Below are 20,737 nucleotides of genomic sequence, written 5' to 3' on the forward strand. Positions count from 1 at the left end.
TCACTTTATGACTCAGTCGACAGTTAATGATCCAAATAAGGATAATTTTGGAAGTGATGAATTAAATAAGATCGTAGCAAAATTGCAATCATGTTCCAATCCTCGTATCCGCTATGAATATTTACTTTATTTAGCAAAGCATCTGCCATCTCTCCCACTGGAATCATTAAATGAATCCAGCAAAGTCAGAGGTTGTATTTCCCAGGTATATGTTATCGGTCAGCTTAAGAACGGGAAATTATTCTGGGAAGGCTATTCAGATGCACTTATCACTAAAGGCATGCTCTCTTTTTTAATTAAAGGCCTTAACAACTTAACTCCAAAAGAAGTCCTAAATATCGATCCCAATTTCATCCCAGCAACAGGTCTAAGTAATAGCCTTACGCCCTCAAGAGTAAATGGATTTATGAATATTTTTCTTAAAATGAAATCCCAAGCTCAATCTTTTAATAAGTAAATAGACCTGTAGAAAAAACCATCACTATATAATTAAAACCATGACTCAAAAAATTGGTATTGGACTCCTCGGTCTTGGAACTGTTGGAACTGGTGTAGCGAATATTATCGGTTCCCCAGAAGGGCGAAACCCTCTACTGTCAAGTATTTACATCTCGAGAATAGCCGTAAAGGATTTAAACCGTACTAGAAATATACAGATAGATTCTTCAATACTTACTGATGATCCATTCGAAGTGGTAAATGATCCCAATGTTCAAATCGTTGTGGAAGCGATTGGTGGTATCGAACCAGCAAGAAGTATTATCTTAAGTGCTATAAAATCTGGCAAATCTGTAGTTACAGCTAACAAAGCTGTTATAGCTAGATATGGTCAAGAAATTTCAAATGAAGCTAATAATGCAGGTGTATACGTACTGATTGAAGCAGCTGTAGGTGGAGGCATCCCAATTATTGAGCCATTAAAGCAATCTCTAGGAGGCAACAGAATCAAAAAAGTAACTGGGATAATTAATGGAACAACCAATTTCATTCTTAGCCAAATGACTAAAGATGGTGCTAAGTATCAAGATGTTTTGAAAGCAGCTCAAGATCTTGGATATGCAGAAGCCGATCCTGAAGCTGATGTCGATGGACATGATGCCGCAGATAAAATTGCAATATTGAGTGGTCTTGCATTTGGTGGTGCAATTGAGCGAGAAAAGATACCCACCAAAGGAATAAGCAATCTAGAAAATATTGATATTAATTATGCCAAGCAACTGGGATATGAAGTCAAATTACTTGCAACTGCTCAACATTTAGTCGACAAGGAACCAATTAATTCTTCTATAGCTTTGGCTTTAAGTGTAGAGCCAACCCTTGTTCCCCAAGCCCATCCCTTGGCAGCAGTTAATGGAGTAAATAATTCTATTCTTATAGAAGGTGACCCTATAGGCGAAGTAATGTTTTATGGCCCTGGTGCAGGAGCTGGTCCTACGGCATCAGCTGTAGTGGCTGACATACTGAACATTGTTGGGATAGAACTTACCCAAGACGTTAAAAAGTCACTAGATCCACTATTGTCGGCATTTAGCTGGAGAAAATGTTTTTTAGCTGATCCCAGAGACATTCCCCAAAAAAACTATTTGAGGTTAATTACTAAAGACACTCCAGGTGTAATTGGTAATATAGGAAGTATTTTTGGGGAGAATCAAGTTTCTATTCAATCAATAGTTCAATTTGATTCAATGAATTCTCAAGCAGAAATAATTGTAATAACTCACAAAGTTAGCAAAGGGCAAATTTCTGATTCATTACAGAAAATAGAACAATTAAATGACGTAATAAAAATCGCCTCTCATTTGAGTTGTCTTTAAACAAAGTCATTTATGGCATATAACAGGAAATATTGTTAAATATATATATGTTGGGAAAATCTCAACTTATAAATCCTCTTTCCTATTTGAAATCCTCAGTGGGCAAGGGAATTAAAATTAGTATTCTAAGCTGAGCCAATGCCTCCAGAAACCCTTAATCAAGGTGATTGTGTAAAGCTATTAGATGAAGAAAGCCTTTTTCAAGTAATAGGCGTAGATACTGAACATAAAAAATGCTGGGTAAGGCGCTGGCCAATGCTGCCAGCGGGATCTCCTGTGTTTGAAGTACCAATTCAAAAGGTAGCTGCTCAATAGATACTTCTTCTTATTCCAACAGAAATCAATGAAAATCATTAAATGCATTTCAAATACAAGTCTGACACATTAAAAAATTTAAGTCCATTAGCAAAATTGGGAGTATTAATATTACTTTTAACTCAAATTTCGTGTGCTAAAAGTATTTCGGAAAACAAAGTAATTATAGCCAGCAAAGGGAAGATTGAATCTATTGATCCAGCACAGGCTTACAAATTACTTGCAATTCAATTAATTAGCAGCCTAGGAGATACATTATATCGTATCAATTCCAAAGGTATTATTGAGCCAATACTAGCAAAGTCAGTTCCAAAGATTAGCAAAGATGGATTAACAGTTTCTATAGAGTTGAGAAATGATGTTTTGTTTCATGATGGGACTCAGTTTGATGCTAAGGCAATGGCATTTACCATCAATCGCTTTATAAATATAGGAACACTTAATTATGTTATTGATGATAGAATTAATTCTATTGAAACACCTGAAAAATTTCTTTTAAAAATAAATCTTTCCAGGCCTTCAAGCTCTATCAAAGGACTCTTATCTTCCATAAACCTTACACCAGTTTCACCAAGTTCATACTCGGAAAATACTGATAAATTCCTACATGATAATTTCATTGGGACTGGACCTTATAAATTAGTTAGTTATACGCCAGAAAAACAAATCATTGAACCTTTTAAGGAATATTGGGGCGAAAAAGCAAAAAATCAAGGTGTGAATTATATTAGTTTAAATACATCAACAGCACTTTTCAGTGCAATTAAAACAGGTCAAGTAGATATATTATTATCTAATTCTATAGAAGATGGTCATAGACTTGCATTAAATAGATTATCTATCAATAGTGTTTTGCAGCAAGTAGAGACTACTCCTATGCAAATTGGATATATAGCATTTCGAACAAATTCAGAATTACTTTCAAAAAATGCAATTAGAAAAGCACTCTTACATTCTTTGGATAGAGAGTTAATTTCTAAACAGGTAAGCTATGGGTTAAGGAAGCCTTTAAGATCATTAACACCTCGATTCTTATGGAGCCGAAGCACTTCACCTTGGCCAAAATACAATATTAATATTGCCTCTAAATTATTTGAAGAAGCAGGATATTGCAAAACCAAAAAACTGAAGCTACCTCTAACATTTAGATCAAATGTACCTTCAGATAAGCTTTTAGCCCTTACATGGAAAGAACAAGTTAAACGTGATTTGTCTAATTGTTTGGAGATTTCACTGAATGGAGTTGAGTCAACAACTGTATATAAACAACTTGCCGATGGAGTTCACCAAGCAGTAATTCTAGATTGGACTGGGGACTATCCAGATCCATACGCTTACTTATCCCCTCTACTTGATTGCAAAAAAATCAGTTTCGAAAGCTGTAAAGAAGGGGAAGCAGTATCTGGAGGAACTTTTTGGACAAATAGCGACCTGCAAGAATCTCTAGAAAGAAGTGAGTCTCTACAAGGGAATGAAAGACTCAAAGAGCTCCAAAAGGCTGAGGATATAGCATCAGATGGAGCTGCTCTTTTACCAATATGGCTTCTTAGACAAAGAGTTTGGTTCCAAAACAACTTAACTAAACCTGAATTTGATGGAAGCGGAAGGCTTCTTCTTCATAAAATCGTCAAGACAAATGAATAGATCCAAAGCATTACTTCAATACTCATTAAGCAGATTGGCTTTAACCCCAATAATGCTATGGCTAATTTCTACTTTAGTTTTTTTATTACTTCGAGTGGCTCCTGGAGATCCAGTAGATGCAATTTTAGGTAACCGTGCAGACAATGCTGCAAGAGAAGCTCTAAGGGCAAGGCTTGGTTTAGATATACCTTTAATAAATCAATATTTTCAATACCTAAATAACCTTATCCATGGAGATTTAGGTCAATCACTTAGCAATCAAGAACCCGTTCAGGCAATAATTGCAAAAACCTTACCTGCCAGTTTAGAGCTAGGGATTTCGGCATTGTTAATTGCTTCAATACTTGGTTTTTGTGTTGGCTTTACCAGCATTGCCATACCAGAAGGGAAGACAGATCTTGCAGGTCGTTTATTTGGGATTGGCACCTATGCATTACCGCCCTTTTGGGCTGCAATGGTAATTCAAATTTTCTTCTCAGTTGTTCTAGGTTGGCTTCCAGTAGGAGGTCGCTTTCCACCTTTATTGATGCAACCAGAAGGCAGTGGCTTCATAATATTAGATAGCCTTAAAAGTGGAAATATAGATGCATTAATAGGTGCAATTAGACATCTTGTTTTACCCGCAAGCACATTAGGTCTCCTATTAAGCGGTATATTCAGCCGGTCTCTAAGAATAAATCTAGGAAAAGTACTAAACGCTAATTATATTCAAGCCGCAAGAAGTAGAGGCATTAAAAAGTATAAGATAATTTTAATTCATGCTTTACCTAATGCTTTATTACCCGTTCTAACGATTGCTGGACTGACAATTGCATCATTGATAGGAGGTGCACTTTTAATAGAAGTAACATTCTCATGGCCTGGGATTGCACTAGGTTTAAAAGAAGCAATAAGCCAAAGAGATTATCCAACAGTTCAGGGTATTGTCATTGTGATTTCAGGCCTTGTAGTACTAATTAGTTTAGTGGTAGATCTAATTATTGCTTTTATAGATCCAAGAATTAATTACTAATATTTTTTACTTTAGTAACAATATTACGGTCAAGTAAATGAAATCTTAAATCTGTTGTGACATTATTCATCAATACAGGAACAGATTTATTTTGTTCCAAATTATCAAGGAAGTTTATTATTTCCTTCGCTAATAAGCTTTGTACTGAAAAAGGGTGTGAACCAACCAAAATATCACTAATTTGATATATATCTGTTTCTTTTAATTGCTTATTTTGATCATCAACTCTAATAGGGGAAAAATGGCTAGCACCTTCAATAATTAAAACCCTACTTAATTTATTAGACTTAGCCGAAAGAAAAAGGCCTAATTGTTCTGAGAGAGCTGGAGTAACAAGATCAAAAGTTCCACCTGTTAAAAAAATAGGTACATTTATTTTTGCACTTAAAGGCTCTGGCCACAATAATTTACCAAAGCTATTGATACCAATAATTGCAGATAAATCAAAAATTTTATCTTCTTTTGCCAAAGGCACATCTACTAATTGACACTGTAAAAGTCTAGAAAGATTAGTAATTGAAAGATCATTTAATGCAGAATTACATCTTGCAGCCAAACCTGCCTGAGGGGTGGCACCAGAAGCCAAAAATGCCGTTAAAGCTCCTAGAGAATGTCCCATTAAGACAACTCTCTTCCCCTTTAAATTGAGTATTCCTTTTTCCTTGGCATTTAAGACTGCTTTTAAATCAGCTAAGCGATAAGGATATACTTCTGCTCCTCCTGGTACAGGATTGCTACCTTCAACAAAAGAATGCATTGCTTTTGCATTACTTCCAGGATGATCAAGGACAACAACCTCCCAGCCTCGATGACTAAGACTTCTAGCAAGCCAACGAAAATGACTTTGGTCTCCTCCTAAACCAGGCATAAAAGCAATCCAATTATCTCTTGAGGAACTTCTTGCTAATGGTTTCCAAATCTCAACTTCTAAATCTTCAGATCGATGAGATACCTTTATTTTCAAAGTCTCTTTTAACGATTCCTTTAAATCATCTTCAGAACTTTTATCAACTTTCAACAAATTTATATTAGAAGAAAAACTTCTTAAATCTGTCAATAATTTTTGCTGCTTCTGCAATTCATTTCGCCAATTAGATAAAACAAGGAGCCAGCCATCTAAATCAAAATGTACAACCTCTGCAGATAATCCCTTTAAAAGATCTAATAATGAAACTTCCTCCTGATCCTCAAGGAGAGTCTCTAAAGTATTAAAAAGCTTTATACCACTATTATCATCATCTATTACAACAAGATCACTGATTTCGTCTAACAACTTGCGTCCTGCCCAACTCCTAAGGAGTTGTCTAGCCATACTTTTATCTTTAATTAGAGGAGCTTCTAAGAATTCTGATAATGCAGCTCTACTTTTAAAGCCAAGCATATTAAGCCAAAAAGCTAGTTCTGAATTAGCCTTTAAATCATCGAGATCTTTGTCATTTAAACCTCTATTCCAAAGATTCAATTCGTCTATTGGAATAGGAATAGTCATTCCATCAAAATGAAACTCCACCCTTTCAGCTGCATATAAATGGCTTCCAAAGCAATTGATTGTACCAATAGTGGCAACCAAGCAACTAACAATTATTCTTCGTATTGAGCTTCTTAAAGGCAACGACAACTCTCAAACAATGGTGGAATCAGTTTCCCTCAAAGCTGCGCAGAATCACAACTTGTAGATTATTAGCTTCAATTGGAGCTGGAGGTGTTCTATACCTAACTCCTCTTGTATTTAATAATCTATCTTTTAGTGCAACTCAAATTGGATTAGGTTTTTGTGCAGCTGCAGCAGCAGGAACATTTACAAGACTAACAACTGGCATTTTCCTTGACAGGGGAACTGGATTTTCTATCCCATTAAGGATAGCTGCCCTATTAGCAATTACAGCTGATCTTATTCTTTTTACAGCCTATACGAAGCAAGCCTACATCTTCGGTGAATTATTCCTTGGGGGGGCTGCAGGTATTTATTGGCCTTCTGTCGAAATAGCTATCCCAATTTCCTGCAAAGAAGGTCAGTCTGGTAAAGGGTTTGCACTAGCTCGTACAGCTGACGCTCTAGGAGTCAGCATAGGTGTTTTACTAGGCTCAGTTTCTGCATCAATTGGCTATTTAAGGTCAATTTATTTGATAGAAATATGCTGTATGTTTATTTTACTCGCATTGCTCGAAGATAAGGATTCCAAGCAAATACTTCCAGTCAGCAGAGTCAATCCAAATATAAATAGTTCAAATATGATAATAAAAAACTATTCGGAAATAATTAATTTAATAAAAACACTTTCTCCAATGTTGGTATTAAGCATATTAAGCACTGGCATACTATCTCTAATGCAAATCGGACTTCAACTTGACCTAGTAAAAGGAGGGATTAACAGACCGGGAATAGAAAGCAATCTAATAGGATGGGTTATAGCCTACAAACTTATATTATTATTATTATTACAATGGCCCATTGGCAAATGGCTATCCAAAAAGAATATTAAATATGGATTAAGACTTAGCACAATTAACTTTATGGTTGGATGTTTACTGCTTTCACTTTCAAGTTTTTACTATAATGGTCTGATATTAATGATAGTTGGTTTAGTTCCTATTTCTATTGGAATTGCAATGTTCTTGCCAACTGCCACTGAATCAATAGTTCAAATATCTCCTAAAAGTTTTCGAGGTTTGTCAATGGCTATCTACTCACAATGTTTTGGAATTAGCTTCTTAGTATTTCCATTAATAGCAGGTAGAATAATAGATGAAACTGGAGATGGCATGATTCTATGGTTAGCTACAAGCATATGCTGTTTACTAGTATACCCTTTAATAAATAAAATCAAGTTAGCATAAATTTATTAGATTAAGAAATACTTAGTATTTAAATATGTAAGAATAGTAAATGATAAATATTCAACTATTTGGAAGGTTTTCATTCTCAATCTCATAAAGCCGACGTTCCCTTAAAAAGAGAAAAAATGGTGCTGAGAATCCTATAGCAATAGTAAATGTTCCTAAAGCTACAAGCCAAAAATACCTTATATTCAATCGACGAGCTTCTACATACATCCATAAGAAAATTGCACTTGCTAAAAAGAGCAAATCAAATGAAAGAGATTGTGAGGCTGCATTAGAAGTCGCCAAGTCTATGAATTTTGCAAAATCAAAGCCTGGTCCATAAGTTTTTGCAAATCGAACATTGGCAAGAGTGGGGAAAATTGCTCCTGCTATTGATATAAGCAAGTAAAAGTAAGCAAGCATCTTAGAGAATAAATCCTACTTATATCAAAGTTACAATGAGATTAAATATATATCAAATTTCTTAGAAAACCACTAAATAATAAAACCAGGATTCAAAGGGTATCTATTGAAATCAAACTAAAACATTAAACAATTTATGCTGACGATTCATTAGCAAGCAAAAAAACATTTCAACATAACTCCTTGACAAACAAATGATTATTTCCATTGAGAAAAAGGCTTTAATAGTATACATAAATCTCTAATGAAAGGTAATTAACAGAAAAATAGATTTACAATAGTATCGATTGAATAGAATTATATTAGAAATTCTTTAATTAATAGCATACAGAAAGATATAATTATGTTTAATATGTTTTTTAAAGTTCGTTAATCAGATGAAATCAATAAATAATATAAGATTAGCTGTATTAGGTCATATCGAATGGGTCTCATTTATATCAGTAGAGACAATGCCTACTCAAGGATTGATAACACATGGTAATAACTTTCTCGAAAATGCTGCAGGAGGTGGGGCTGTAGCAGCAGTGCAAATGTCAAAACTAACCAATCAAAAAGTTCATTTCTTTACATCTCTAGGCAATGACTCTATAGGTCATAAATGTTTTAAAGAACTAAGCTCATTAGGGATAGAATTACATACTGTTTGGAAAGAAAAGCCTACAAGAAGAGCATTTAGCTTTGTAGATAAAAATGGGGATCGTGCCATAACAGTTGTTGGAGAAAGGCTTCAACCGTCATATAAAGATTCGCTACCTTGGGATATGATGGAAAACTTTGATGCTGTGTTTATAACAGCAGGAGATTCAGAGGCAATTAATGCTTGCAGGGAAGCAAAAATTGTTTGCGCAACTCCTAGAGTAAAAATAAAAGCCTTGAATGAAGCGAGTATTCAATTAGATGCTTTAATTGCTAGCAAATTAGACCCTGATGAACAAATTAAAGAAGACTCTCTGTATGTAAGACCTAAATTCATAATAAAAACAGAAGGCGCTTTAGGTGGGCTAATAACACCAGGTGGTAGATATGAAGCAGTAAATCCAGGAAAAGAAGAAGTAGATAGCTATGGATGTGGCGACAGCTTTGCAGCAGGAGTTACTGCAGGATTAGCAGCAAATCTGGAGATAAAAGAAGCTGTGCAACTCGGTGCAAAATGTGGGGCAGAATGCGCTTCTCACTTTGGAGCTTATAATAAATAAAAAAGACGCAACTTTACTACTTAAAGTGAAGACTTCAGAAGAATCAAAAAGAATTGAGTCTAAGCAAAGCTTACGATCAACAAAACAATATAAGAAGGACTTTATTGCAATGTATATATTAACTATAATAACTCTTATAGTTATGTTCTTAAATTCCGTCTATATATTATTGAAAGGGATACAAAGAGGTATCTTTAAAAAGGAGGTTCTTTCAAAAGAAAGTGATTTAGGATTTGATATCGATATTATAATAAAACCTTGATTAGGTTATTAATAATCTTAAATGTAATTACCTAAAATAAACTATATAGAATAAGATTTAAACCAAAATGAAAATCATTATTGCTTTTATTATCATTTCATTTATATCCCTATTATATAAATATAAAAAGGCAAAGCAGGCTAGAAAATTAACTCGAACAAGGATTTATTCCTTCCGGAAAAAGTTAACAGGTAATGTTCATGCAAATCGTAAGTTATTTCTACAATATTCATATTCTTTAGAAATAGATCCCACAAAGAATATTCAGGTGAATACATTTGACAAAGATGAAGAAGTTTTTGAGAAAGCAAGTATTCACAAGGCTAGGCTTTTAAAATTTGGAAAATCAAAAATGAACGGTCAAATGTTTTACTCATCTTTAAAAGGCGATGTTTTTATTATTTCAAGTGATGGGAAGAAGGAATATGTATGATTACTATAAACATCCTTGGAAAAGTAAAACCAATAAATTCAATAGATTTTTTATAATCCAAAATCTTATATGTTTTATAAGATAATATAGTTGATTATAATCTATAGTTCTTTGCTTATTTTTTATTTGCAAGGGCTTAGGAGAAGTTATTCTATATGAATGTCCAGCCATCTATTCTCTAACCATAAATGCTCACCAAGCAAAAGATAAGGATAGAAAGAAGAAAATCTAAGATTATTCTTCTGACTTTTTTGAATTCTTTCTAACTACCTTTTTTATAATTCGTTCCTATAATCAAGAGTAAATTTGATGTGTAGTTGAAATGTATAGCTAGATAAAATAAAGAAATCTAATTTTTCAATGGGAAAAGAAGATTTTCCTCACAACGTATTAAATCAATGCAATTTGGGTGATCGTGTATGTACTTATTGAATTCCATTGCAAGCATTCTTGCTTCAAAGGAATCACTCGCATAAAAACAATTCTCCTGCCTTAAATTATCGAATGATCGATAACGAACTGTATAAGGTTTCAAATTAATCATGGACTCCTTAAAATTAGGATGTCAATTTAACTATCACTCTTAAAGAAGGTAAATTACCAGCTATGTCTTCCAATCAATATATTAATAGTATTCCTGAATTACCCAACACAAACCAATAAATTAATTACCAGGCATTGCAGGTTTATACCCAACACCTCTCTCTGAACATTCAAGACTGTTTCTAGTTTCAACTCCTGTTACGGGGTTAGTACCTTCTGCGATTTCACAAAGATTTCTCTGATCATCACTATCAAGTACTGCATAACTAAAGTCAGCTCCTTCTATTAGGGCTCCTGCAAAACTACTTCCAGAAGCAATCATATTTACTAAAACAGCATTTCTTAAATCAGTTTTCTGAAAATTCACCCTATCCGATAATGTATCCGTCAAATCAATACCATTAAGATTGGACCCTTTTAAATCAGCTAGCGTTACGACTGTCCCATGCAAATCAACATTACTAAGGTTTGCATCTCTAGCAGTAGCTCCAGCAATGGAAGACTTGGACAAGTCTTGCCCGTGAAGATCAATCCCAGTAATTTGAGAGCGAACATAGTTTGGCACCTCATCCCCTACATTTAAGACTGCATTAACCGACAAACAGGGAAGGAAAGTCAAAAGTAAGGCTATAGAAACTCCTAAAAGTCTCTTAAAAGGGGAAATTATCGACATTGGATTAGCCCTAATCTGATTGTTCTTTTTATTATCACCCCTAAGGGAAGGACAAATCACATGCAAAGATATATCCAGTTACCTTAAATATCTTTTCAAGCAAAACTAATTAAATAAACCATCAAAGAGGTCTACCTGAAAAGTATTGGTGAACCGCAGTATTTGTCCAGTAAACACAAACAAATGACATGAGGAACAAATTAAATAGAACAAAAGCTCCTCCTATTCCAAAAGAATTCAATTGAACACTAGGCCTAGTGTTTAATGCTTCTGAATCTACTGTAAACATCCTTTTAACTTCTTGACTCATCCTAATCATTAAGAATACAGTAATGAGAATATAACTTAAAAAAAAATCCGACGTGGTCAGCTAAGTCTATAAAACAACTTCGAGACAAGATCTTTATTTTTGCTTAAGTATTGTCAAGACTCAAATTAATAGCCTTCATGCTATTAAAAGCTCAAAATCGATTTAAAAGAATAATTTCTCTATTTATTTGATTAAGTAAACATCAATTTTTCTTAAAGTAAATATAAATACTATTTAGCTCATAGTTTGAATGATATTAATACAAAGGAGGGCTTAAACGGAGTCAAAAAGACTTGCCATTTGATTGACACAAATAAAATGACATAGATTCCTAAAGTTCCTAAATTGTTAGTCAAAATTACTTACTCTTAATAATTTCATCAGCATTTTCATATTCTTAAAACTGGTTTCTTGCAAGCTAGTCATAGGCGATTAACATTTTCATATCTAATACAACTTTAATGTCCACTAGCAAAAGAGAAGAAATCAGCTCACATTTGCGCTATATACGCCAAGAGCTAAGGGATTTAGACCAGATGCTTAATGAAGATGGCCTCCTACCTGAGATAACAGAGCTTAAGGAAGTTTATAACTCTTTAGATGCTCTTCATCAGCTTTTGACTGGCAAAGTCAAAAAGAAGCCCAAGCCAGAATTTGATGATTAATCCTTAGAGATAGATTGATGTTTTGAATATTTAATACTTTAATTAAAATTAAGCTCCAGGCATTTCACTTTTCAACTGCTCTGCCCATTGAGATATCCTTGTATCTGTCATATCAGATTCACTGTCTTCATCCAATGGGAGGCCGCAAAAAGTTCCTCCTAGTACGCTCTTAGACTCATCAAATGTATATTCACTTGTACTTACATAGCCAACCATAGTAGCTCCTGCTTGTTGGAAATATCTATGCAATTCCTCCATTGCATCGCAATAATTTTCTGTATAGGTCGATGAGTCTCCTAAACCAAAAATAGCGACTTTTTTACCTGATAAATTTAGTTCGCCTATTTCCTCGAGGATTGTGTCCCAAGCTGTTCCTGACCTCTCTGAATCTGCTCCTGTGTTCCATGTTGGTATTCCACAAATAATTCCATCATGGCTTGCAAGCTCTGAAAGGTCATCAACATCTGACATGTCTTTGGGATCTTCTGCCCCATCCAACAATCCATGAATCCTTTCTGCAATGTCCTCTGTTTTTCCAGTAGTTGTTGCGAAATAAATACCTATTGTCATTAGAATTTTAAAGCCAACTATGTCCTAGGCGATTCTGGAAAACAAGGGTGAAAAGATATCACTAAACTACGTGCAATCTTATACTTTCGAAGGTATCGATATGATCATGATGCTTATGTGAATTGGGTTAAACCGCTATGCAAGCCATATGAAATCAAAAGAAATGACATTACACCAAGACTTATAAGCATTGATGTATAAAGCCTGTTAACTCCATAGTCATCTTCAACAGGAGTAAAGTCTGCTATTACAAAAGATTTATTTGAATATTTGGCTCTATCAACAAGACCAGAAGGTTTTAGCTTAAATGCCTCATTTTGTATTTTTGTATTCAATGAATACTGATCTTCCTTGAAAAATCTGGGGAACATATAAGTATGCCATAAAGCAATTACTGCAACCCAGAAGATTGTGCTTAATCCGGCTATACCAAAGAGAAGATACTTAAATAATTCCATGAGAATAAATCAACTTCTTTTATGTCAATGGATTCTTAATTGAATTCCTTTGTTTTTCTAGTGCTTTGCCTCTGATATACATGAAGATACAAAGTGTTGCTATGACTATAGGAGGATGAGAAGAAAGTAAATTTCCTACAGTTTGAATTTCCTCTGCTGTCATAGGAACTTATTCTTGTGACTAACTAATACAGTAATTCTTTAATAATGATTAGGCTGTGATATAGATCATTTGCGTAAGCATTCTTTTTTACTTTTAAGCCTATCAATTATTTAATTCTTATTGGATATGAAAACTTTTAATTCTTATCAGAATATTTCTTCTAAATAAAAGATTCCAATAAAAAACCTCGTTCTCACGAGGTTTTTTATTGGAATCTTCTGATTATCCAAAGATTACATCTAGGTAATTAAGAATTTATTCTAAATGTACTCTCCTTCTCATTACCAATTGAAGCAGTTACGCTTTTGAAATTAAAGCCTAATGCCCGTAATGCATGCCAGAAATGGCCTTGCAAGAAAAAGAAGCCAAGGTAGTAATGAACATTTGTTAGAGCAGCTCTAGTTGAATGTCCCCAAAATGCAGTTGCATCAGAAAGATCTCCTGTGTCAACCCAATAGGGAGAGACAGCAAACTTAAGTTGAAGCGTCTCACCATACCAAGCCTCTGGATAAACAGTTGTATTAGTTGCACACCAGAATGCTGCAACTATTGCCATCCAACCAATACCTGCAAGTGACCAAGAGAGTACTGCCTCTGCTGAAAGCAATTCAGAACCCTTGAATTTGCTCCATTCACCAAGTCTTTTATCTTCCCATGGGGTTGATCCTGCAATAACGTGAAAAGCTCCACCAGTAATTTCAGCGAAACCCAAGAAAGCATGGCCACCCATAACATCCTCAAGGCTGTCAATAGTAATGAAATCAAACTGCCTTTGCCAGATCATAGAAAGGTCAAGGTTGTAATTAACCTGACGGACTGCTCCAAGAGCAGGATCATAAATTCCATGAATCCTGGCCCATTCAACAAACCAAACACAGGCAACACCCATAAAAACTAAATGGTGTCCAAGAATAAATGTCTGGTTGTCAGGGTTATTCCATTCAAGCTTAAATTTCTGAGCTTGCAAAACCTCACTATCTTCTACATTTTCATCAAAGAGGACTCCATGAAGAAGGCCTCCTCCTCCATAAACCATAGAGAAAATAAGGTGGAAAATAGCAATAGTTGCAACACCGGCTCCAGTCCAAACACCAGCTTCATCAAAGCCAATGCCTATAGAAGCAAGGTGTGCCAAGAATAAAGAGCTCTGATGTCCCATGGGTATCTCGGGATTGTACCGAGCAAGCTCCCAAAGAGTGCTACCACCAGCTGCAAAGCAAATCAGGCCTGTATGTCCTACATGAGAGGCAATGAATCGGCCAGAGCGGTTGGTAACTACAGAATTACCAGCCCACCATCCATAGGTAACTTCTGGATTTCCATAGGTCTGCATAATTTTTTAAGCAATACAGGCGAATATCCAATGCAGATTACACGGTGCTCAATAGATATGCGCAGAATAGTTAAAGGTCTTTATTTTGTTAGTAAGAAATAATTTTAGATCGTAAAAAAAAACTGCTCCTCGATGCCTATATAGGAAAAAATTTTCCGGCTAGATTGATTAAGACAATAAGTGTTAAAGCCTGCAGTACAAGGGGTTCCACAATAAAAGCGGAAAGTTTTTTTCAAGCGGGAAGACTAGAACATCGTTATAAAGTTGAAAAAATAAAAATAAAAGCAAAAATAAAAAAATTATTAAGAAGCAAGGTCGAGGTGATTTGGCTTAAAAATAAAGACAGGAAAAATCATTTTCAATAACTTTTATAGCGCCCAAAGATTTCCAAGAAGAATAAAAGTGCCGAATCAGAAATTGATCAAATCAAAGAAACAAACACTTGTTCTGAAGAAAAACAGAAATTTTAGCTTTTTAAATTAATAGTGATGTCAAAAAAGGATTTAATTGCAAATTACTTTTAACTCTAGGCTATAACTAATCTACTTTTCATTGACTTGATGATTGATTTCTCGCATTTGCTGGATTTCGCAACGCAACTACCTCACCCATCAGACATAGGTTTAGTAAAGCCATCAGGTGGTTTCCAACTCATACCAGTAATTTTTGGAATACTTGCAATAATTCAAGTATCTCAATTCCATTGGTATGCAAGAGACTGCAACGATCCAGAAAAATTTGAAGGAACGGAAAGACAAAAATTATCACGTTAAACTTTGATTATTTAAATCTTTTCAAACTAAAAAAGCAGAGCTTAAAGCTCTGCTTTTTTGTGTTTTATATATTCCATTAAAAAAATCCCTATTTAAGTAGGGATTTTTTTAATGGAATTGAAACTATCAATGAGTAAAAGCATTAATAGCAAAACAAAAGATCGTTAACTTGAAAGAGTCCTTGGTATACCAAAGGGACCAGTTCTGTCTAGCAATCTCTTAAAGTCAAAGCCCATAGCACGCAATGCATGCCATAAATGACCTTGGATAAAGAAGAATCCTAGATAATAATGAACGTTAACTAAAGCAGCCCTAGAAGTGTGTCCTAAGAAAGCAGTTCCACCAGGAACAGTATCTATCCAATAAGGAGCAACCCCAAATTTAAATTGAAGAACTTCTCCATACCAAGACTCAGGATAAACAGTGGTGTTTTGAGCAGCCCAAAAAGCAGCCACACATGCCATCCAGCCTATACCTGCTAATGACCAAGAAAGAATTGCTTCAGCTGAGAGCAATCCCTTGCCCTTGAATTTTGTATAAGTGCCAATTTGCTTAGTTGCAATATGAAAAGCACCTCCTCCAATTTGGAAGAAAGCTAAAAACGCATGGCCCCCTAAGACATCCTCAAGGCTGTCAATAGTTAAAAAGTCAAACTGATGGTTCCAAATTTGAGTGAGGTCAAGGTTGTAATTAACCTGTCGTATTGCCTCAATAGCAGGATCATAAATTCCATGAATCCTGGCCCATTCAACAAACCATATATTTGCAACACCAAAGAAAATTAAATGGTGTCCAAGAATGAAAGTTTGGTTATCAGGGTTGTCCCATTCCAACTTGAACTTTCTGGCTTGTGGAACTTCTGAATCCTGCATATCTCCTGTGAAATATACGGAGTGCAAAAGTCCTCCTCCTCCATAAACCATAGAGAGGATTAAATGAAGTATTGCGATATTGGCTACACCAACACCAGTCCAAACTCCAGCTTCATCAAAGCCAATACCGATAGATGCCAAATGAGCAAGAAAAAGAGAACTTTGGTGACCCATAGGCAATGAAGGGTCAAATCCTGCTAGTTCAACAAGTGTGGCTGCACCACACCCAAAGGCAATTAGTCCTGTATGAGCTGCATGAGCTGCAATGAATTTGCCTGAGCGGTTGGTGACTCCAGAATTACCAGCCCACCACCCGTAGGTGACGTTTGGGTTTCCGTAGGTCTGCATAATTTTTTTTGAGCGAAAAAGGCGCTATTCCCCATGAACACTACATGGTGGTTCCTTAATCTGTGCGGAATCGTTAAAGGACTTTATCTAAGAGAAATAAAAAAACATTTTTCAACATGCAACGAGATGAGATTTTCTGTGCTCTTTATGTTTATCTATTAGGAAATTTTACTAAAACTCCATTCCATGATTTCCCTTCTTCACTCCCCAGATTTATTAGCGACTATTACTGTTGGAGGGTTTAACCCCCTTGCAGCAATCTTTGGTGTAATCACCTTTATTCAGGTAACTCAATTCATTTATTACGGTTTCGACGCAAACGACCCTTCTTCTAACTAAGGACTAATTACTAGGTAATTACATAAAACAAAAAGCCTCCTCGCAAAAACTAGGAGGCTTTTTGTTTGGCATCAGAAGAAACTTGTGTACAAAAAACGAAAATAATTTGAATTAAGTCAAGAAATACTTTCTGAAATCTCATTGAGTCGAAATCAAAGCCTTAAACAATCAAACGTTGAGGAAAACCGCAAAAAAATAAAAGAAGGCTATAAAAGAGGCATGGAAATCTTATCCATTGCTAATCAAGGATGCGCTAACTTAATCCAAGAATCTTTTTTAGAAAAAGACAAGTAGAGCAGACCTATATCAAGGCAATAAGTCCCAAATAAATTAATCAAGTAATAATTAATGGCAGTATTTCAATGCAGAAGGAATTTATAAGGCTTAGCTTCTGATAAACCCTAAAAATTTGTTCAGACAAGTAGGAAGTTTGTTTTGATTAGAAGAACACGCAGGCCTTCAAGCTAAATAGATTCGATCAAATAAGCAAAGGGTATATTTGTCAATGTAAGTAGAGTTGTAGTCTCTAATGTAAAGCTGATGTAAAGTCTGCATGCACGGGTCTGGCAAAGTGGCCACCTGGGTTATCTATAGACAAAAACTGCTATCCAATTCAATGATTGATCCAACTCACTTACTTGATTTCGCCACACAATTACCACACCCATCTGATATTGGAATCATAAAGCCTTCAGGTGGCTTCAATTTTGGCGCTGCTCTCTGCGGCTTAGGAGCTTTCTTTGGCGCTTCTCAATTCTTTTACTATTCAGATGATTCAAAAAGAATTGACCCTTGGGCTAAAAGAGATTAATTAAATCAAATTTTCTCTAACGAACCAATATCACCTTTCTATCTCAACTAATGAATTAGAAGGTGATATTTGTGTTTTTAGAACAAACATTCGATATCTTTTTTTAAAACCATCAAATTTTGAACCAATGATTGATCCAACTCACTTACTTGATTTCGCCACACAACTCCCTCATCCATCTGACATTGGAATCATAAAGCCTTCAGGTGGATTTAACTTAGGTGCTGCATTGGCTGGGTTAGGAGCGTTTTTTGGGGCTTCTCAATTCTTTTATTATGCAAACTCTAAAGATTGATTCTTACAACAGATTTTAGCCTCATATAGAAAGACTTTTAAATAAATAAATTGCGCTTATCAAATTAAATGCAGTTTCAAAAGTCTTTTTATCAATCATTAAAAAAGCCTCGTAGTAAAACGAGGCTTTTTTAATGATTGAGATTCTACCGAGAACCTAGGAAGCAGTTGACTCAGTTAATCCACCTATTGCTTTAGCAATACGTCTGAAATCAAATCCCATAGCACGCAACGCATGCCATAAATGTCCTTGAAGACAGAAGAAAGCAAAGTAATACTGAACATTAACTAAAGCCGCACGAGATGTATGGCCAAAGAAGTATTTGCAATCTGATATATCCCCAGTATCGGCCCAGTAGGGAGAGATACCAAATTTGAACTCAAGTGGTTCGCCGTACCACTCAATTGGATAAACAGTTGTATTGTTAGCAGCCCAGAATGCTGCAACAACTCCCATTAAGAACAACCCTGCCAATGACCATGAAAGAATTGCTTCTGCAGAAAGAAGCCCTTCTCCCTTGAATTTGGTGTAATCACCAATTTGTCGAGTTGCTATATGGAAAGCTCCTCCACTGATCTGCAAGAAAGCCAAAAATGCATGGCCACTCATAACATCTTCAAGACTATCAATATTAATGAAGTCAAATTGATGACCCCAAACCATTGCAAAGTCTCCATAGCCAGGGAAAACTGTCCTTACAGCTCCAATTGCTGGGTCATAAATGCCATGAACCCTAGCCCATTCGACGAACCAGATATTCGCCACTCCCAAAAAGATCAAATGATGACCAAGAATGAAAGTCATGTTGTCAGGGTTACCCCATTCCAACTTGAACTTATCAACTCTTCCAATTGGGCCACCTTGAAGGTCGGGATCAAAGAATAAAGAGTGAGCAAGTCCTGCTCCTCCATAAACCATTGAAAATATCAAGTGGAAAATTGCAATTGTTGCAACACCTGCACCTGTCCAAACGCCAGCTTCGTCAAAGCCAATGCCTAGTGAAGCTAAGTGGGAAAGGTATATAGAGCTTTGATGCCCCATGGGAATAGAAGAATCAAATCTTGAAAGTTCCCATAGACAACTTGCACCAGTTGCGAAACAAATAATTCCTGTATGACCAACATGAGAACCGATAAAGCGGCCTGCTCGGTTGGTGACTACAGAATTACCAACCCACCACCCATAGGTGACATCTGGGTTTCCGTAGGTCTGCATAATTTTTAAAAATGAGGACTAAAAACCTTTTACAAGAGTACAAGCCTGTCATTAATATGTACGAAATAGTTAAAGGACGTTATTTAATTGGAACTTTTCAAAAAACGGATTTCTCTGAATCAGTCCGTATAAGCAATCCTCCCTTATCGCTCAAAAACTCAATAAACAACTCAAAATCAACTTTTGAACAGCCAGTGATTTTAAATATTTCATCATGAAACTTTTTAAAATGCTTTGGATCAATTGACTCTGAACACATAGCCAATTCTAAAAACACAACATAAACGATAAGCCTAATTCTTCAAACTTCATCAAAGATTGATTAAAAACATATTGCAAATTCGTTAAGAATTAGATTTAAAACCATTCTTAAAAGAGAAGACATTGATGCTTGGAAATAAAATTTTCAAGTAAAGCAAGCTCTCTTTGCTTTACAAAGCTTTACAGAACATGTAATATTGCTTTACATGAAATCATCAGTCAAATGTCCCCCGAAGCAGAAAGATTCAACGGTTGGGCAGCAATGATAGGCATCGTTGCTGCATTTGGGGCTTACTCCACAACTGGTCAGATCATGCCAGGAATCTTTTAAACCCTAAACATAATGACCACATCAAGCTCTACTCAAATCACAACAGAATCTGGGAATCGTCAGAACATTTTCCCAGTCGAGGCTCAACCTCAATTGATTGAAAACTATTCTGGATATGGAGAGGATGCAGAAAAAGCAAATGGCAGATGGGCAATGATTGGCTTCATAGCATTATTAGGAGCTTACTTAACAACAGGACAAATTATCCCAGGCATTTTCTAATTAATCAAAAATATTGAATTAAAAAAATCTTTTTAGATTTAATCTAATGTTTTACAAAAGATAGTAATCATTGTATTAACTTATAACTTGAAAATTTTCAGTAATGATTAAAGCTTAAAACAATATCTGTCGAACCGGGCAAAAGATCAAGGCACTAAATCCACTGTTGGAAATCCCTTTAAGCATAAATGCATCAATTCAAACATTAATATTTGAATTGATGCATTTCAAAAGATTTTGCAAAGAATCTATTTCTATAGATTGAATATAAAGTAAATCAACCAAATACATAATTAAGAGTTTGTCATCACCTACAAAAGGGCAAATCATAGCCGCTTCATCTGGATGGATAGCTGCGTTATTAAACTTTTTACCTGGTTTAGGTACAGGATATTTATATCAAAGGAGATGGAAAGCCTATTGGATAACAACCATAGCCTCAGCCTTATGGGTCTATTTTGATTTATTGAGCTTATTTTCAATGGACCCTTCTGATCCTGCTTCTTCCCAAACGAACAATACTGGATTGATAGGTATCCTTGTTATTTCATCTATATCAGCATACGAAGCTGCTATTGCAGTAAAAAGGGAAAGAGAAAAGGAGAATTCACAATCAACGTAAAAAATCAC

Annotated in this window: 26 protein-coding genes; 17 read left to right on the forward strand and 9 right to left on the reverse strand. The window is 35.3% G+C overall.

All coding sequences use genetic code 11. The features are described 5' to 3' along the window. Positions 1-7 precede the first annotated feature (7 nt). The 5 genes from EV07_RS05445 to EV07_RS05460 all read left to right on the forward strand — a co-directional run bounded on the left by EV07_RS05445 (position 8) and on the right by EV07_RS05460 (position 4,785). Positions 8-457 (forward strand): SufE family protein, encoded by a 450-nt coding sequence (locus EV07_RS05445; protein ID WP_036917987.1) that lies wholly within the window; start codon positions 8-10, stop codon positions 455-457. A gap of 40 nt (positions 458-497) precedes the next feature. Further along, positions 498-1,814, forward strand: a complete 1,317-nt coding sequence (locus EV07_RS05450) for a homoserine dehydrogenase (protein WP_036917989.1) — start codon at positions 498-500, stop codon at positions 1,812-1,814. Positions 1,815-1,952: 138 nt separating this feature from the next. After that, positions 1,953-2,129, forward strand: a complete 177-nt coding sequence (locus tag EV07_RS09860) for a hypothetical protein (RefSeq protein ID WP_193742713.1) — start codon at positions 1,953-1,955, stop codon at positions 2,127-2,129. 42 nt (positions 2,130-2,171) lie between these two features. Beyond that, entirely contained in the window at positions 2,172-3,773 is a 1,602-nt protein-coding gene (locus tag EV07_RS05455) for an ABC transporter substrate-binding protein (RefSeq protein ID WP_036917991.1), read from the forward strand. Further along, positions 3,766-4,785, forward strand: a complete 1,020-nt coding sequence (locus EV07_RS05460; RefSeq protein ID WP_036917993.1) for an ABC transporter permease — start codon at positions 3,766-3,768, stop codon at positions 4,783-4,785. The genes EV07_RS05455 and EV07_RS05460 overlap by 8 nt, the downstream gene beginning before the upstream one ends. Here the strand turns inward: EV07_RS05460 and EV07_RS05465 are convergent. Beyond that, positions 4,775-6,397, reverse strand: a complete 1,623-nt coding sequence (locus EV07_RS05465; RefSeq protein WP_241434001.1) for an alpha/beta hydrolase — start codon at positions 6,395-6,397, stop codon at positions 4,775-4,777. The two genes, EV07_RS05460 and EV07_RS05465, sit on opposite strands and share 11 nt — an antisense overlap. On the opposite strand from EV07_RS05465, the gene EV07_RS05470 reads away from it, so the two are divergent. Further along, entirely contained in the window at positions 6,379-7,623 is a 1,245-nt protein-coding gene (locus tag EV07_RS05470; RefSeq protein ID WP_036918324.1) for an MFS transporter, read from the forward strand. The two genes, EV07_RS05465 and EV07_RS05470, sit on opposite strands and share 19 nt — an antisense overlap. A 60-nt stretch (positions 7,624-7,683) precedes the next feature. Here EV07_RS05470 and EV07_RS05475 read toward each other — a convergent pair whose 3' ends face one another. Beyond that, the gene (locus EV07_RS05475) at positions 7,684-8,031 is read right to left on the reverse strand and encodes a DUF2834 domain-containing protein (RefSeq protein ID WP_036917995.1); all 348 of its coding nucleotides are present in this window, start codon (positions 8,029-8,031) and stop codon (positions 7,684-7,686) included. Positions 8,032-8,408: 377 nt separating this feature from the next. On the opposite strand from EV07_RS05475, the gene EV07_RS05480 reads away from it, so the two are divergent. Both EV07_RS05480 and EV07_RS05490 read left to right on the forward strand, forming a co-directional pair. Next, on the forward strand, positions 8,409-9,230 hold the full coding sequence (locus EV07_RS05480; RefSeq protein ID WP_036917996.1) for a PfkB family carbohydrate kinase: 822 nt from the start codon (positions 8,409-8,411) through the stop codon (positions 9,228-9,230). Between the two features lie 329 nt (positions 9,231-9,559). After that, complete coding sequence (locus EV07_RS05490; protein WP_036917998.1) at positions 9,560-9,925, forward strand: hypothetical protein; 366 nt, start codon at positions 9,560-9,562, stop codon at positions 9,923-9,925. A 349-nt stretch (positions 9,926-10,274) separates the two neighbouring features. Here the strand turns inward: EV07_RS05490 and EV07_RS05495 are convergent, their stop codons facing one another. Both EV07_RS05495 and EV07_RS05500 read right to left on the reverse strand, forming a co-directional pair. Further along, positions 10,275-10,469, reverse strand: a complete 195-nt coding sequence (locus tag EV07_RS05495) for a hypothetical protein (RefSeq protein WP_036917999.1) — start codon at positions 10,467-10,469, stop codon at positions 10,275-10,277. A 120-nt stretch (positions 10,470-10,589) separates the two neighbouring features. Further along, a complete protein-coding gene (locus EV07_RS05500; RefSeq protein WP_036918326.1) occupies positions 10,590-11,141 on the reverse strand; it encodes a pentapeptide repeat-containing protein in 552 nt (183 codons plus the stop codon). A 771-nt stretch (positions 11,142-11,912) separates the two neighbouring features. On the opposite strand from EV07_RS05500, the gene EV07_RS05510 reads away from it, so the two are divergent. Then, on the forward strand, positions 11,913-12,116 hold the full coding sequence (locus EV07_RS05510) for a hypothetical protein (RefSeq protein ID WP_036918001.1): 204 nt from the start codon (positions 11,913-11,915) through the stop codon (positions 12,114-12,116). Positions 12,117-12,164: 48 nt separating this feature from the next. On the opposite strand, the gene fldA is transcribed toward EV07_RS05510, so the two are convergent. The 3 genes from fldA to EV07_RS05525 all read right to left on the reverse strand — a co-directional run bounded on the left by fldA (position 12,165) and on the right by EV07_RS05525 (position 14,640). Further along, positions 12,165-12,686: a flavodoxin FldA gene (gene fldA / locus EV07_RS05515; protein WP_036918002.1), complete on the reverse strand. Its 522-nt coding sequence runs from the start codon at positions 12,684-12,686 to the stop codon at positions 12,165-12,167. 113 nt (positions 12,687-12,799) lie between these two features. Beyond that, positions 12,800-13,144, reverse strand: coding sequence for a hypothetical protein (locus tag EV07_RS05520; protein ID WP_036918003.1), 345 nt, complete (start codon positions 13,142-13,144; stop codon positions 12,800-12,802). Between the two features lie 410 nt (positions 13,145-13,554). Continuing rightward, the gene (locus tag EV07_RS05525) at positions 13,555-14,640 is read right to left on the reverse strand and encodes a chlorophyll a/b binding light-harvesting protein (RefSeq protein WP_036918004.1); all 1,086 of its coding nucleotides are present in this window, start codon (positions 14,638-14,640) and stop codon (positions 13,555-13,557) included. Between the two features lie 560 nt (positions 14,641-15,200). Between EV07_RS05525 and EV07_RS05535 the strand changes: the two genes are divergently transcribed. Then, positions 15,201-15,413: a hypothetical protein gene (locus EV07_RS05535; protein WP_036918007.1), complete on the forward strand. Its 213-nt coding sequence runs from the start codon at positions 15,201-15,203 to the stop codon at positions 15,411-15,413. A gap of 164 nt (positions 15,414-15,577) precedes the next feature. Here the strand turns inward: EV07_RS05535 and EV07_RS05540 are convergent, their stop codons facing one another. Next, positions 15,578-16,633: a chlorophyll a/b binding light-harvesting protein gene (locus EV07_RS05540; protein ID WP_036918009.1), complete on the reverse strand. Its 1,056-nt coding sequence runs from the start codon at positions 16,631-16,633 to the stop codon at positions 15,578-15,580. A 186-nt stretch (positions 16,634-16,819) separates the two neighbouring features. On the opposite strand from EV07_RS05540, the gene EV07_RS09870 reads away from it, so the two are divergent. The 3 genes from EV07_RS09870 (at position 16,820) to EV07_RS09640 (ending at position 18,078) form a co-directional block, all read left to right on the forward strand. Then, complete coding sequence (locus EV07_RS09870; RefSeq protein ID WP_193742714.1) at positions 16,820-16,972, forward strand: hypothetical protein; 153 nt, start codon at positions 16,820-16,822, stop codon at positions 16,970-16,972. A gap of 571 nt (positions 16,973-17,543) precedes the next feature. Next, on the forward strand, positions 17,544-17,783 hold the full coding sequence (locus tag EV07_RS05545) for a hypothetical protein (protein WP_241434002.1): 240 nt from the start codon (positions 17,544-17,546) through the stop codon (positions 17,781-17,783). 127 nt (positions 17,784-17,910) lie between these two features. Further along, the gene (locus EV07_RS09640; RefSeq protein ID WP_152557556.1) at positions 17,911-18,078 is read left to right on the forward strand and encodes a hypothetical protein; all 168 of its coding nucleotides are present in this window, start codon (positions 17,911-17,913) and stop codon (positions 18,076-18,078) included. A 156-nt stretch (positions 18,079-18,234) separates the two neighbouring features. Here the strand turns inward: EV07_RS09640 and EV07_RS05550 are convergent, their stop codons facing one another. Next, positions 18,235-19,293, reverse strand: coding sequence for a chlorophyll a/b binding light-harvesting protein (locus tag EV07_RS05550; protein ID WP_036918010.1), 1,059 nt, complete (start codon positions 19,291-19,293; stop codon positions 18,235-18,237). A gap of 11 nt (positions 19,294-19,304) precedes the next feature. On the opposite strand from EV07_RS05550, the gene EV07_RS09645 reads away from it, so the two are divergent. From EV07_RS09645 to EV07_RS05570, 4 genes are all read left to right on the forward strand, one after another. Beyond that, the gene (locus EV07_RS09645; protein WP_152557557.1) at positions 19,305-19,511 is read left to right on the forward strand and encodes a hypothetical protein; all 207 of its coding nucleotides are present in this window, start codon (positions 19,305-19,307) and stop codon (positions 19,509-19,511) included. 266 nt (positions 19,512-19,777) lie between these two features. Further along, the gene (locus EV07_RS05560; protein ID WP_036918331.1) at positions 19,778-19,885 is read left to right on the forward strand and encodes a high light inducible protein; all 108 of its coding nucleotides are present in this window, start codon (positions 19,778-19,780) and stop codon (positions 19,883-19,885) included. A 12-nt stretch (positions 19,886-19,897) separates the two neighbouring features. Further along, complete coding sequence (locus tag EV07_RS05565) at positions 19,898-20,107, forward strand: high light inducible protein (RefSeq protein WP_036918012.1); 210 nt, start codon at positions 19,898-19,900, stop codon at positions 20,105-20,107. Positions 20,108-20,408: 301 nt separating this feature from the next. Then, positions 20,409-20,729, forward strand: a complete 321-nt coding sequence (locus EV07_RS05570; protein ID WP_052043898.1) for a hypothetical protein — start codon at positions 20,409-20,411, stop codon at positions 20,727-20,729. Positions 20,730-20,737 lie beyond the last annotated feature (8 nt).

Source organism: Prochlorococcus sp. MIT 0603, from assembly GCF_000760215.1.
GTDB lineage: Bacteria > Cyanobacteriota > Cyanobacteriia > PCC-6307 > Cyanobiaceae > Prochlorococcus_E.